The sequence below is a fragment of the Streptomyces sp. HSS9-12 genome (assembly GCF_054963655.1).
Window position 1 is genome coordinate 47,367 of sequence record NZ_JBUEGC010000005.1, and the last position, 12,548, is coordinate 59,914.

Annotated in this window: 12 protein-coding genes, 1 pseudogene and 1 riboswitch; of the genes and pseudogenes, 6 read left to right on the forward strand and 7 right to left on the reverse strand. The window is 69.9% G+C overall.

Features of this window, described 5'->3' with window-relative positions:
- Positions 1–52: 52 nt before the first annotated feature.
- Both ACY34J_RS04240 and ACY34J_RS04245 read right to left on the reverse strand, forming a co-directional pair.
- Positions 53–1,555, reverse strand: a complete 1,503-nt coding sequence (locus ACY34J_RS04240; protein WP_462725113.1) for an alpha,alpha-trehalose-phosphate synthase (UDP-forming) — start codon at positions 1,553–1,555, stop codon at positions 53–55.
- A gap of 52 nt (positions 1,556–1,607) precedes the next feature.
- Positions 1,608–2,561, reverse strand: coding sequence for a glucosyl-3-phosphoglycerate synthase (locus ACY34J_RS04245; RefSeq protein ID WP_462725114.1), 954 nt, complete (start codon positions 2,559–2,561; stop codon positions 1,608–1,610).
- 178 nt (positions 2,562–2,739) lie between these two features.
- Positions 2,740–2,876: riboswitch (SAM riboswitch) on the forward strand.
- Positions 2,877–2,893: 17 nt separating this feature from the next.
- Here ACY34J_RS04245 and thrC point away from each other — a divergent pair.
- From thrC to groL, 4 genes are all read left to right on the forward strand, one after another.
- Positions 2,894–4,180, forward strand: a complete 1,287-nt coding sequence (gene thrC / locus ACY34J_RS04250; RefSeq protein WP_462725115.1) for a threonine synthase — start codon at positions 2,894–2,896, stop codon at positions 4,178–4,180.
- The gene (locus ACY34J_RS04255) at positions 4,177–4,455 is read left to right on the forward strand and encodes a MoaD/ThiS family protein (protein WP_462725116.1); all 279 of its coding nucleotides are present in this window, start codon (positions 4,177–4,179) and stop codon (positions 4,453–4,455) included. Before thrC ends, ACY34J_RS04255 begins: the two co-directional genes overlap by 4 nt.
- A gap of 443 nt (positions 4,456–4,898) precedes the next feature.
- Complete coding sequence (locus ACY34J_RS04260; RefSeq protein WP_462725117.1) at positions 4,899–5,102, forward strand: cold-shock protein; 204 nt, start codon at positions 4,899–4,901, stop codon at positions 5,100–5,102.
- A 383-nt stretch (positions 5,103–5,485) separates the two neighbouring features.
- Positions 5,486–7,108 (forward strand): chaperonin GroEL, encoded by a 1,623-nt coding sequence (gene groL / locus ACY34J_RS04265; protein ID WP_462725118.1) that lies wholly within the window; start codon positions 5,486–5,488, stop codon positions 7,106–7,108.
- 88 nt (positions 7,109–7,196) lie between these two features.
- On the opposite strand, the gene ACY34J_RS04270 is transcribed toward groL, so the two are convergent.
- The 5 genes and pseudogenes from ACY34J_RS04270 to ACY34J_RS04290 all read right to left on the reverse strand — a co-directional run bounded on the left by ACY34J_RS04270 (position 7,197) and on the right by ACY34J_RS04290 (position 11,671).
- Positions 7,197–8,561, reverse strand: coding sequence for a hypothetical protein (locus ACY34J_RS04270; RefSeq protein ID WP_462725119.1), 1,365 nt, complete (start codon positions 8,559–8,561; stop codon positions 7,197–7,199).
- Positions 8,558–9,394: a hypothetical protein gene (locus ACY34J_RS04275; RefSeq protein ID WP_462725120.1), complete on the reverse strand. Its 837-nt coding sequence runs from the start codon at positions 9,392–9,394 to the stop codon at positions 8,558–8,560. The genes ACY34J_RS04270 and ACY34J_RS04275 overlap by 4 nt, the downstream gene beginning before the upstream one ends.
- Positions 9,395–9,521: 127 nt before the next feature.
- Positions 9,522–9,688 (reverse strand): annotated as a pseudogene (locus ACY34J_RS04280) (PTS transporter subunit EIIB); the annotation flags it as partial.
- A gap of 50 nt (positions 9,689–9,738) precedes the next feature.
- The gene (murQ, locus tag ACY34J_RS04285; protein ID WP_462725121.1) at positions 9,739–10,677 is read right to left on the reverse strand and encodes an N-acetylmuramic acid 6-phosphate etherase; all 939 of its coding nucleotides are present in this window, start codon (positions 10,675–10,677) and stop codon (positions 9,739–9,741) included.
- Positions 10,678–10,750: 73 nt separating this feature from the next.
- Complete coding sequence (locus ACY34J_RS04290; protein ID WP_462725122.1) at positions 10,751–11,671, reverse strand: MurR/RpiR family transcriptional regulator; 921 nt, start codon at positions 11,669–11,671, stop codon at positions 10,751–10,753.
- Positions 11,672–11,809: 138 nt separating this feature from the next.
- Here ACY34J_RS04290 and ACY34J_RS04295 point away from each other — a divergent pair, with 138 nt between their 5' ends.
- Both ACY34J_RS04295 and ACY34J_RS04300 read left to right on the forward strand, forming a co-directional pair.
- Positions 11,810–12,175: a hypothetical protein gene (locus ACY34J_RS04295; RefSeq protein WP_462725123.1), complete on the forward strand. Its 366-nt coding sequence runs from the start codon at positions 11,810–11,812 to the stop codon at positions 12,173–12,175.
- A 2-nt stretch (positions 12,176–12,177) separates the two neighbouring features.
- Positions 12,178–12,438 (forward strand): DUF4031 domain-containing protein, encoded by a 261-nt coding sequence (locus ACY34J_RS04300; protein ID WP_462725124.1) that lies wholly within the window; start codon positions 12,178–12,180, stop codon positions 12,436–12,438.
- Positions 12,439–12,548 lie beyond the last annotated feature (110 nt).

Below are 12,548 nucleotides of genomic sequence, written 5' to 3' on the forward strand. Positions count from 1 at the left end.
GGTCGTTTGGGGGCCGGCGCCAGTCACCCGGGACCCCCCGGAGGGGCGACGGTCAGCCCGTAAGGGCCCGTAGTTGGTCCAGGAACCACTGTTGCGGTGGGAGCGCCGTCGCCGCCGCGGCCAGCCGTTTGCTGCGCTCCGCGCGCACGCTGTCCGGCATCGACAGCGCCTCGTGCAGCGCCTGCGCCGTCGCCGTCACGTCGTACGGATTCACCACGATCGCGTCCTCGCCCAGGTCCTCATACGCCCCCGCCTCCCGCGACAGCACCAGCGCGCAGCCGCGCTCGGAGACCACCGGGACCTCCTTGGCGACCAGGTTCATGCCGTCGCGGATGGGGTTGACCAGGGCCACGTCCGCCAGTCGGTAGGCGGCGAGGGAGCGGGCGAAGTCGTCCTTGACGTGCAGGACGACCGGCTGCCAGCCCTCCCTGCCGAAGTCCGCGTTGATCTGCTCGGCGACCTGCCGCACCCGCGCCGTGTACTCGCGGTAGACCGCGAGGTCCTGCCGCGAGGGGTAGGCGAAGGCGATGTGTACCACGCGGCCGCGCCACTCGGGGCGGTCGGTGAGCAGCTGCCGGTAGGCGAGAAGACCGCGGACGATGTTCTTCGACAGCTCCGTGCGGTCCACTCGAACGATCACCTTGCGGTCGGCCCCGCCGACCTGCTCCCGCAGCGCCGCCAGCCGCTCGTCCACATCCGGCCGGTGCCCACGCTCCCGCAGGAAGTCCGCGTCGGCGCCGAGCCCGTGCACCCCGATCTCGGTGGTGCGCCGGGGCGCCTCGCCGTTGAGGCTGTGCTCGACGGCCGGCGAGGGCTCCTTGGTCCAGTCGGGGAAGCAGTGGTCGGGGAGTACCTCCTGGCAGCAGCTCATGAACGCCCGGGCCCAGCGGTGAGTGAGGAAGCCCGCCCGGTCCGCGCCCAGCATGCCCCGGATCAGCTGCGCGGCGATGTCGTCGGGCAGCAGCCGGAAGTAGTCGGCGGGTGCCCACGGCGTGTGCGAGAAGTGTCCGATGCGCAGGTCCGGCCGGCGCTCGCGCAGCATCCCGGGCACCAGACACAGGTGGTAGTCCTGCACCAGGACGGCGGCGCCCGGCGCGGCCTCTTCCGCGAGCGCATCGGCGAACGCCGCGTTGTACGCCTCGTAGGCGGCCCACTGGCGGCGGAAGTCCGCGTCGAAGACCGGCTCCAGCGGGGTCTGGTAGAGCAGGTGGTGGACGAACCACAGCACGGAGTTCGCGATGCCGTTGTAGGCGGCGCCGAAGACCTCCGGCTCGATGCCGAGCATGCGTACCCGGCGCCCGCCCGTGTCGGCCGGATCGAGTACCCCGCCCGTACGCCGTACGGCCTCCTGGTCGCCCTCGCCCAGCGCCGCGCACACCCACACCGAGCCGCTATCCGGGCCGATGGCGCTCAGACCGGAGACCAGCCCACCGCCACCGCGCCGGGCGGTGAGCGTGCTGTCCGGGTGCAGGGTGTACGAGACCGGCCCGCGGTTCGACGCGACGAGGATCTGGGCTTCCCCGGCTTCCTGGACGGCGTTCGCAGCAGCGGCCATGCCGCGAGCTTAGCCCGCCGTAGAACCGCTCAAACGTACGGCAGCGCGCATATCAGGCCACCTGTCCCTGGTCGGCTTGCCCGCGGGAGCGGTACTCGGGAACCGTGACCATCGGCGGCCGCTCCTCCGAGGTCACCATGTGCACGCGCGGGGCGAAGACGCCGTTGACCCGGTCGAACTGGGTGAGCACGGGCCGTACGAGATGCCCGCGGGCCAGCCGCGCCTGCGCCGTGCGGTAGATCGTCGCGGCCATTCGGCCCAGTGCCTGCCCGTCCTGGTTGCGGTGGCGCCTGACCCCCACGTCGACCTGTGCGAGTGCGTCGAGCCCGGCCAGCTCGAGCGCGTCGACGAGCGTGCCCAGCTCCACGCCGTAGCCGATGGGGAAGGGCAACCGCTCCAGCAGCGAGCGGCGGGCCGCGTACTCGCCGCCCAATGGCTGGACGAAACCGGCCAGCTGAGGCCAGTGCAGATTCAGCAGGGGCCGTGCGACCAGTTCGGTGACGCGGCCGCCCTGCTCGGAGCTGGTGCCGATCGGCCGGTCGTACATCGCCTTGACCAGCTGGATGTCCGTATCGGTCAGCAGCGGCCCGACAATCCCCGAGACGAAGCGGGAGGAGAAGTCCTGAAGGTCTGCGTCAACGAAGGCGACGATGTCGCCGCTGGTGACCAGCAGGGACCGCCACAGCACCTCGCCCTTGCCGGGCAGCGCGGGAACCCGGGGCAGGACGTCGTCCCGGTGCACGACGCGCGCGCCCGCCTCGGCGGCCACCGCGGCGGTGCGGTCGGTGGAGCCGGAGTCCATGACGACCAGCTCGTCGATGAGCGGCACGGCCTCCATCAGGTCACGGCGTATCGCGGCGACGATCTCGCCGACCGTGGCCTCCTCGTTGAGCGCGGGCAGCACGACGCTGACCGTGGCGCGCTTGGCGGCGAGGAGCCGGTCCAACGGCCGGTCGTCAGCCGACCAGGACCGGCGGCTCAGCCAGTGCTCGACCTCTTCCAGCACGTGCTTGTCTCCCTGGGTTCCCTGGTGACTGTGCCAGCCAGGTATGATCCATCTCGAGGTTCGGACGACTATCTCAACTGTCGGGGCCTTCGGTTACAGTCTTGAACAACGCACATGACCTTCGCATGTCGGAGGTCGTGACAAGGACAAATGCCCGAGTACCCACTCGGAGCCATACCGCTCATCCAGAGGGGCAGAGGGAACGGCCCGTTGAAGCCCCGGCAACCCTCCAGTCGGTCTCGCGCAGCGAGGCTCCCGGCTAGGGAAGGTGCCAATTCCGGCTCGTGGCGAAGTACGTCACGGGGAAGATGAGGAGAAAGGGCCTCGCCTCCATGGCTGTGCAGACCGTTGCAAGCACCACCGACACCACCGTAGACCTCGGGCCCGCGGTGGCGTTGTCCTGTCGCGAGTGCGGCGAGCGCTTTCCTCTCGGCCCGATCTTCGCCTGCGCGGCATGTTTCGGGCCGCTCGAAGTGGCGTACGAGCTGCCGAGCAGCGATCCAGAGGGTCTGAAACAGCGGATCGCGGCCGGCCCGAACAACATCTGGCGCTATGCGCCCCTGCTGCCGGTCCCCGCGGATGTCGCCGGGAAGCCGAACCTGAACCCGGGCTTCACCAAGCTGGTCAAGGCCGACAACCTCGCGCGTGAGCTCGGCGTCACCGGCGGCCTGCACGTCAAGGACGACTCCGGCAACCCGACGCACTCCTTCAAGGACCGCGTTGTCGCGATCGCCGTCGAGGCGGCCCGCGCCTTCGGCTTCACCACCCTGTCCTGCTCCTCCACGGGCAACCTGGCCGGCGCGGTGGGGGCAGCCGCCCGCCGCGCCGGATTCCGCTCCTGTGTGTTCATCCCGCACGACCTGGAGGCGGGCAAGGTCGTCATGGCCGCGGTGTACGGCGGCGACCTGGTCGGCATCGAGGGCACGTACGACGATGTGAACCGGTTCTGCTCCGAGCTGATCGGCGACCCGATCGGCGAGGGCTGGGGCTTCACCAACGTCAACCTGCGCCCGTACTACGCCGAGGGCTCCAAGACCCTGGCGTACGAGATCGGTGAGCAGCTCGGCTGGCGGCTGCCGGACAACATCCTCATACCGATCGCCTCCGGCTCCCAGCTCACGAAGATCGACAAGGGTCTGCAGGAGCTGATCAAGCTGGGCCTGGTCGAGGACAAGCCGTACAAGGTCTACGGCGCTCAGGCCGAGGGCTGCTCGCCGGTCTCCCGCGCCTTCAAGGACGGCCACGACGTCGTACGGCCTGTGAAGCCGGACACGATCGCCAAGTCGCTGGCCATCGGCAACCCGGCCGACGGTCCGTACGTCCTGGACATCTGCCGCCGGAGCGGTGGCGCGGTCGAGGACGTCACCGACGAGCAGGTCGTCGACGGCATCAAGCTGCTGGCCCGCACCGAGGGCATCTTCGCGGAGACCGCGGGCGGTGTGACGGTGGGCGTGCTGCGCAAGTTGATCGAGACGGGTCAGCTCGACCCGGCCGAAGAGACCGTCGTCATCAACACCGGTGACGGCCTGAAGACCCTGGACGCGGTGGCTCCCACCACGGGCCCGTCCGCGATCATCCGCCCCAACCTTGACTCGTTCCGAGAGGCTGGCCTCGCATGAGCGTCAACGTCCGTATCCCGACCATCCTGCGCACCTACACCGGCGGCCAGGCCGAGGTGACCGCCGAGGGCGCGACCCTCGCCGAGGTCATCGCGGACCTGGAGAAGAACCACGCTGGGATCGCGGCCCGCGTCCTGGACGACGCCGGCAAGCTGCGCCGCTTCGTGAACGTCTACGTGAACGACGACGATGTGCGCTTCGCCGATGGGCTCCAGACGCCGACGCCGGACGGTGCGGGTGTCTCGATCATCCCTGCGGTGGCCGGTGGCTGCTGAGTGACAGCGCTGTTTCCGCAGCAACCTTGCGTTATTGGAATGACCCCCTCCGTGAGAGAAGCGGAGGGGGTCATTCCGTGTGGTTGAGCGCGGTACAGTTGTGGCGTTTCCGCTTGGGCCGTATGCCGAACGCATATGAGAACGCGACAACATCTGCCAGAACTGGCATGGAAAATTGTCGCGTTGGTCCGCTATGCCCGGCCCGAGTTGCCCTGAATTCTTGGGAAAATGCAGGAAAATACCGATGAGCCATGCCCAGAATTCTCGTCCAATTGACCTGTTGCAGACGGCATCTGGGCAGATACATTCAGCCGCGGTCGACGCGTTCCGGCGCACACCCCTGGGTTCCCCATGCCGAAGGTCGGGGGAATGTCAAGGGTGAGGTCTGACCCGGGTCCGCGGAGTGCGGTCCTGTGCAAGGGCCAGTAATAGGGGAGTTAGGGATGGCTCAGGGCACCGTCAAGTGGTTCAACGCGGAGAAGGGGTACGGCTTCATCGCGGTCGACGGTGGTGCGGATGTCTTCGTGCACTACAGCGCGATCCAGATGGATGGCTACCGCACCCTGGAGGAAGGTCAGCGGGTCGAGTTCGAGATTTCGCAGGGCCAGAAGGGGCCTCAGGCGGACTTGGTTCGCGTACAGGGCTGAACGCGCGCCGACTCACGACGACATCGGGCCCGCCCCTACGGGGGCGGGCCCGATGTCGTCGTGGGGGAGGGGTACGGGGCCGCCCGCCCGTAACCTCCAGCAAAGCCCTCCGGGCGGCTTGCGCCCGCCCTCCCCCAGCTACGGCTGGGAGGTGCCCCCACCGGCCACCACCCCTCAACGACGCCTCCGGGCGGCTTGCACTCGCATGGGTCGAGTGCTAATCATTGGCGTTAGCACTCTGACGTTGAGAGTGACAGAAGGACCGGGTCGGTGAGGCCCGCAGGCCGGGCGGGGCAAGGAACCGTGCGGCGTGCAGGCCGTCCGTCGCGGGCGCCAGCGCGGTCCGGAGCAATCCACCCCCAGTCCTGGGAGGACCACTTCACATGGCCAAGATCATCGCGTTCGACGAGGAGGCGCGGCGCGGCCTCGAGCGCGGGATGAACCAGCTCGCCGACGCCGTCAAGGTGACCCTCGGCCCGAAGGGCCGCAACGTCGTCCTCGAGAAGAAGTGGGGCGCCCCCACGATCACCAACGATGGTGTGTCCATCGCCAAGGAGATCGAGCTCGAGGACCCGTACGAGAAGATCGGCGCCGAGCTGGTCAAGGAGGTCGCCAAGAAGACGGACGACGTCGCCGGTGACGGTACGACGACCGCGACCGTCCTCGCCCAGGCGCTCGTCAAGGAGGGCCTCCGCAACGTCGCCGCCGGTGCCAACCCGATGGCGCTGAAGCGCGGTATCGAGAAGGCCGTCGAGGCCGTCTCCGCCCAGCTCCTTGAGCAGGCCAAGGACGTGGAGACCAAGGAGCAGATCGCCTCCACCGCCTCCATCTCCGCCGCTGACACCCAGATCGGTGAGCTGATCGCCGAGGCCATGGACAAGGTCGGCAAGGAAGGCGTCATCACCGTCGAGGAGTCGCAGACCTTCGGCCTCGAGCTCGAGCTCACCGAGGGTATGCGCTTCGACAAGGGCTACATCTCGGCGTACTTCGCGACCGACATGGAGCGCATGGAGGCCGTTCTCGACGACCCCTACATCCTGATCTACAACGGCAAGATCTCCGCGGTGAAGGACCTGCTCCCGCTGCTGGAGAAGGTCATGCAGTCCGGCAAGCCGCTGCTGATCATCGCTGAGGACGTCGAGGGCGAGGCCCTGTCGACCCTGGTCGTCAACAAGATCCGTGGCACCTTCAAGTCCGTCGCCGTCAAGGCCCCGGGCTTCGGTGACCGCCGCAAGGCCATGCTCGGCGACATCGCCATCCTCACCGGTGGCACCGTCATCTCCGAGGAGGTCGGCCTCAAGCTGGAGAACGCCGGTCTCGACCTGCTCGGCCGCGCGCGCAAGGTCGTCGTCACCAAGGACGAGACGACCATCGTCGACGGCGCCGGTGACAGCGAGGCGGTCCAGGGCCGCGTGAACCAGATCCGCGTCGAGATCGAGCAGTCGGACTCGGACTACGACCGCGAGAAGCTCCAGGAGCGCCTCGCGAAGCTGGCCGGCGGCGTGGCCGTCATCAAGGCCGGCGCCGCGACCGAGGTGGAGCTCAAGGAGCGCAAGCACCGCATCGAGGACGCGGTGCGCAACGCCAAGGCCGCCGTTGAGGAGGGCATCGTCGCCGGTGGTGGCGTGGCCCTGATCCAGGCTTCCACCGTCTTCGAGAAGCTCGAGCTCGACGGCGACGAGGCCACCGGTGCCGCCGCGGTGAAGGCCGCGCTGGAGGCCCCGCTGAAGCAGATCGCGGTGAACGCCGGCCTCGAGGGCGGCGTTGTGGTGGAGAAGGTGCGCAACCTGACCCCGGGCCACGGCCTGAACGCCGCGACCGGCGAGTACGTCGACCTGATCGCCGAGGGCATCATCGACCCGGCCAAGGTGACGCGCTCCGCGCTGCAGAACGCCGCGTCCATCGCGGGTCTGTTCCTCACCACCGAGGCCGTCGTCGCCGACAAGCCGGAGAAGGAGAAGGCCGGCGCCGGTGCGGGTATGCCGGGCGGTGAGATGGACTTCTGATCGACGCTGTCGGTCAACCGTCCTGAGCCCTGGGGCGGCACCCTCCACGGAGGGTGCCGCCCCAGCGGCGTTTCCGGAGGGGCCGGCGTCAGGAGGAGCGGTCGTTGGCCCGCGGTCCCGTTCCGGAGGAGTGGGGGTCCTGCCTCTGCGCCTCAGGTGACGATTCCCCGGTACGGGGCCGTGGTACGGGCTCGGGAGCCGGGCGGTGGGGGGTGCGCAGGCGGCGGCGCAACAGGACGGGACCGGCGAGCAGGGCGGCCGCGGCCGGGGCGGTGAGCAGAGCGTGGTAGAGACCGACCGGATGCAGGAGCAGCGGCCACGTACCCGCCACTCGCTGCGCAAGGCCGCTCGTGAAGTGGTCCGGCAGCCACAGAGCGTAGGTGAGCACGGCGCCATAGGCGGTCGCGCCCGCCGTGTAGCAGCTGATGTGGCGGATGAGCAGCGCCGCGGGCGAGGAGGTTCTGCCGCGCAGACCGCGCAGGGTGCGCAGCCCGAAGCACACGCCGGCGGAGCAGATGAAGCACGCCTGAAGGGCGTAGAGCCGGGCGAAGGGAAAGACCACGGCACCGACGGTGGTCTGGTTCTCCCGGTGCGGCAGTGACTCCAGCGCGGCGCTGCTGAGCAGTTGGGCACAGTACGAGGGGTCGGGCGAGCCGGAGCACCACAGTCCGGCAGCGCTGCGCAGGACGCTGGAAGCCGTCTTCGAGTCGAACAGCATGAGCAGGGCGCTACAGGCGAGGCCCGTCAGGAGAGATACGCCGATGCGCCGCCAGAGTGAGCCCTTCGGCCCGCGCAGCTGTGCCAGCATCAGCAACCGGACACGGCGCGCCGACAGCGTGACGGCCGACGAGCGCGGTCTGGCCGGCTGCCGCAGACAAGCGGCGAACGCGGCGACGGCACCGAGCAAGAGGGCGTGCGGGGCTCCCACGCGGGCGTCTTGGAGAGTTTGGGCGAGCAGTTCGCCGTAGCCGCTGGGGGAGGAGCGCACCAGCTGCGGGGCTCGCGTGATCAACAGGGCGGCGAGATGCGCGAACGGGGCGAGGACCAACAGCGCCAACGCGCGGTGCAGAAACGCCATTCCGCCGCTCCCCATACGCCGGCCCGCTGCCCAGGCCGCGGTGCACAGCACGATGAGGAACGCCGTGAGCCACAGCGCCTCGTGCAGTACTGCCGAGGTTCCGGCGTACTCCCCGTACAGCCATGTCGTGGAGACGGTCAGCAGCCGCAGCGCGTCGAGCGGGCCGAGCACCGCCCCGGGCGGACCGCTGCCAGGAGTGTTCTGCGGAAGAGCGAGGGTGTCGGCCCAGTGGATCTGCGCGGGCAGGATTCCGCAGCAGTGCACCAGAGTGACAGCGACGCAGACGATCAGGGGTGAGGTGGACGAGGCTGGTGCGCCAGGGGCCTTGGAGGTCTGAGGCGTTACGGGCGCCTGCGGTGAGGAACCGCCGCTCATCTGGGGCCCGCAGACACCCGGAACGGAACACCGTGGTTGTCAACGGTTGTTGTCCGAGTCTCCTCGCCGTCCCACCAGGTCACCTTGGCCTTCCAGGAACAGTCCGCTGTGGAGGTGAGGCCGATGATCAAGAAGGAGTAGAAGTCTTCGGCGGTGACGGTGCGGGGCAGCCGGATGGGCTGCCCGTACAAGCGGGCCGTCCTGGCGGCATCCTTCTGCCGGGGACTGGTCTGCAGGTGGAGTACGGACACCTCGCGGCCCACGGCAATGGCATCGAGATTGACAGCCATGACGTCCGGCGCAACGAAGTCCGGGCCACCGCAGCCGCGTTGGCGTGCCACCTTCTCGCCGGACGCGGGGGCGGAGCGGCGGGTCACCGTGACGGTCACATCACGGATCTGTACGGCCTTGCCGGTGTTGCCGCGCATGCTGACTGCTGAGGCCACGCTTCGCCAGTGCAGGATGCGGCCTTCCCGCTCCCAGCGGGCGAACTGCCGCTCGTCGCCCAGCCGCAGCCTCGGCTCCAGGCTCGAATTGCCGCTGCGCAGGATCCAGTCGCTGTAGCAGGGGTTGTTCTCCTGCACCGCGTCGAGGACCACCGACTCATCCGGGAACAGGGCGTTCCATGCGGCGGACACCGGCCCGGCGAGCACCGGGGCGACACCGATGGCAGCGATGACGAGCCCGGCCAGCGTCAGCTTGTGCTCGGTGCCGAGCGCGGCGATACGCCGCAGTGCGGCGCGGGCCCGCCCAGGCGGCGTGGCGGACGGGGTCTCGGGGGCCGGTGCTGGGGCCTGGCCGGAATCGGGTGCCGGTCTCGTACCGCTGTCCATGGTCCCCTCCCCCGAATGAAGCCGCGCTATGGAACCAGACGCGCTGCGTTGTGGAGGATCAGCTTACGAGGCCAATCGGGCTGCTGAACAAGTGAGTTGGGTGTGAGGAGGGCGGCTCGAACTTCGGAATGACCCGGGGGAGCGCTCTGAGCGCCTCCTCCTGGACGATCGAGGGGTCGGCCAGCCCCAGCCTGAGCCGGGTCATGCAGTGGGCGACGGAAGTGAGAGGTTCGGGGCGCCGCCGACGAGGGGGAGGATCGCGGCGGCCGTGGCGCGGTTCTGCGAATCTGCCATGTGGAGGCCTCGCTGTGGTGCGTGTGGGGGTGGGGGCCGATGCCGCGGCGTCAGCGGCGGGCGGCGTGGAGGGCGGCGCGCAGATGGCCGTTCGCGGCTGCCAGCAGCCGGGCCGCGGTCGGGCCGTCGACTCCGCCGAGAATCGTCAGGATGGCGTTCTTCACCTCGCCGCCCGTCTGCGCCAGCGCTTCCTCGATCTCCTCGTCGGAGGCACCGGTGGCGAGGGCGACGATCCGCCGGGAGCGCGCCCGTAGCTTCTCGTTGGAGGCGCGCACATCGACCATCAGGTTCCCGTACGTCTTGCCCAGCCGGATCATGGTCACGGTCGACAGCATGTTGAGGACCAGCTTCTGGGCCGTACCGGCCTTGAGCCGGGTCGAGCCGGTGAGCAGCTCGGGCCCGACGACGACTTCGATGCCGTGCTCCGCCGCCGCGGCGAGCTCCGAACCGGCATTGCAGGAAAGCCCGATGGTGAGCGCACCGCGGCCGCGCGCGTGCTGCACGGCACCGATGGCGTACGGGGTCCGGCCCGAGGCTGAGATGCCCACGACCGTGTCCTGTGCCGTGAGGCCGAGCGCGTCGAGGTCGGCCGCGGCCAGCTCCTTGCTGTCCTCGGCGCCCTCAGCGGAGGTGACCACGGCCGGCGGACCGCCCGCGATCAGTCCGACCACCTGGTCCGGCCCGGTGTTGAAGGTCGGCGGGCACTCGCTCGCGTCCAGGACCCCGAGCCGCCCGGCGGTACCGGCGCCCGCGTAGATCAGCCGTCCGCCGCGCACCATCCGCTCGGCGATGCTGTCGATCGCGGCGGCGATCTGCGGTAGCTGCGCGGCGACGGCACCGGGGACGGCGGAGTCCTCGCCGTTCATGATCTTCGCGATCTCGAGCGTGGACAGCTGGTCGATGTCGGCCAGGTCGCTGCGGAAGGCCTCGGTGGTGAGCGTGTCCAGCTGGGCGCGCAGCCTTGCGTGATCGGCGGTGGAGGAGGACATGAGGGGGGTTCTCTCCGTGACGGTCCAGGGGTCGGTTGGGAAGTTCCCGTACGCGCGCGCCGTGGAGTTCGTGCTACGCGCGCTTGGGGTTGTGGCGGTGTGCGAGGGCCTCGTACGAGGCGGCGAGAGCAGGCGCCGCGGTCTCGTACGTGCGCTGGGCGACGCCTATGAACAGGCAGTCGACCACCAGCAGCTGGCTGGTGCGGCTGGACATCGCCGCGGGCCGCAGCTCGCTCTCCCGCGCGGTTGAGGTGGTCAGGACGTGGTCCGCGTACTGCGCGACCTCGCCGTCCGGGCGGCCGGTGATCGCGACGGTCGTCGCCCCGCGGTCGAAGGCCGCCCGCAGCGGCTCGATCACATCGACGGTGCGGCCGGAGTGGGTGATGGCGATGGCGACGTCGCCGGCCCGCAGCTGTACGGCGCCCGTGACGGCCAGGTGCGGGTCGGCGTGGGCGTGCGCGAGGAGGCCGATCCGCAGCAGTTTCTGCACCAGGTCCTGGGCGACGAGGTTGGATGCGCCGATGCCGTACACATCGATGCGGCGGGCCGCCGCGAGTGCGACGACCGCCGCCTCCAGCTGGGCGGTGTCGAGCCCGGCGGCGGTGTCCGCCAGGCACTGCCGCTCCTCCTGCGCGAGCTTGGCCACGACATCGGGGAGCGGGTCGTCGACCGCTATGTCCGCGGTGACGGCGGGGGCGGCGCCCGACTGCTGCTGCGCGGCCAGGCCGGCGAGCGCCAGGCGCAGATCGCGGTAGCCGGGGTAGCCGAGGAGACGGGCGGTACGGACCACGGTGGCCTCGCTGGTGCCGGTGCGCTCCGCGAGGCCGGTGACGGTGAGCGCGGCACATCCGGCCGGGTCGTTCGCCACGGCCTCCGCCACCCGTTGCATGGAGCGGGTCATCGACGGCCCGAGGGTGCGGACCTTGGCGGCGAGGGCGGCGGGGGCGGGGTGGGCCTTCCGGCTTCTGGAAGTTTCCTTCAGGCTGCTGCTCACATGTGAAACGTATTTTCACGGGCCGGAGTCCGTCAATCCCCTTCGGCCACATGCAGCCACATGGCCGGACGTGGGCGTGGCGTTGGCGCGGCAGCAATCGGCGGGCCGCCGCGCGGCAATGGGGCAACAATGGGAGGCATGGAGCTTGAGCAGGCACTGCACGCCGCCCGCGCCCTCGTACTGGCCGACCTGGCGGCGCGCGACGTCGCGCAGGCCGACATCGTCTCCCTCGTCGAGGACGCGGTGGCGCACCGGCGATGGTGGGTCGAGCAGTGGCCGCAGGGCGTCGGCTATCTGGCCGGACTCGTGGCCCAGGACGTGCAGGACGCACTGTTGGAGAACTACGGGCGGTGGCCGCTGTGTCCGGTGTGCACGGAGGGCGGCGACCCCCATGCGCTGGACGTGGAACCGGAGTTGGGTCCGAATCCGCACTGGGTGTGCGGGAAGGTGGGCGTGGTCATCGCGGCGGTGGGCCAGCTCGGCACCGTTTCCCAGGGCGGCTAGGGGTGGCGCTCTACATCGATCCGCCGATGTGGCCTGGGCATGGGCGGATGTGGTCGCACCTGGTGAGCGATGTCTCGTACGAGGAGCTGCACGCGTTCGCGGCGCGGATCGGCTGCCCGCCGAGGGCCTTCGAGCGGGACCACTACGACGTGCCGTGCGAGCGGTACCGGGCGGCGGTGGATCTTGGGGCGATTGAGGTCGGCAGCAAAGAGCTGATGCGGCGGCTGACGGAGGCGGGGCTGCGGCGGCCGAAATTTCGGTGACGGTCGCCTCGCCGGCGTGGCCGCTCCGCGCCGGGGCTTGCCTGCGTGGCGCGGTGGTGGGTGCGCGTTGGCCTGGCGCTGCGGGCATGGTGGGGAGTGCCGGGCGGGGG

Coding starts and splice junctions, on each gene's coding strand:
- ACY34J_RS04240 (WP_462725113.1), bottom strand. CDS start 1,555: ATGGCCGCTGCTGCGAACGCCGTCCAGGAAGCCGGGGAAGCCCAGATC.
- thrC (WP_462725115.1), top strand. CDS start 2,894: ATGGCTGTGCAGACCGTTGCAAGCACCACCGACACCACCGTAGACCTC.
- ACY34J_RS04255 (WP_462725116.1), top strand. CDS start 4,177: ATGAGCGTCAACGTCCGTATCCCGACCATCCTGCGCACCTACACCGGC.
- ACY34J_RS04260 (WP_462725117.1), top strand. CDS start 4,899: ATGGCTCAGGGCACCGTCAAGTGGTTCAACGCGGAGAAGGGGTACGGC.
- groL (WP_462725118.1), top strand. CDS start 5,486: ATGGCCAAGATCATCGCGTTCGACGAGGAGGCGCGGCGCGGCCTCGAG.
- ACY34J_RS04270 (WP_462725119.1), bottom strand. CDS start 8,561: ATGAGCGGCGGTTCCTCACCGCAGGCGCCCGTAACGCCTCAGACCTCC.
- ACY34J_RS04275 (WP_462725120.1), bottom strand. CDS start 9,394: ATGGACAGCGGTACGAGACCGGCACCCGATTCCGGCCAGGCCCCAGCA.
- murQ (WP_462725121.1), bottom strand. CDS start 10,677: ATGTCCTCCTCCACCGCCGATCACGCAAGGCTGCGCGCCCAGCTGGAC.
- ACY34J_RS04295 (WP_462725123.1), top strand. CDS start 11,810: ATGGAGCTTGAGCAGGCACTGCACGCCGCCCGCGCCCTCGTACTGGCC.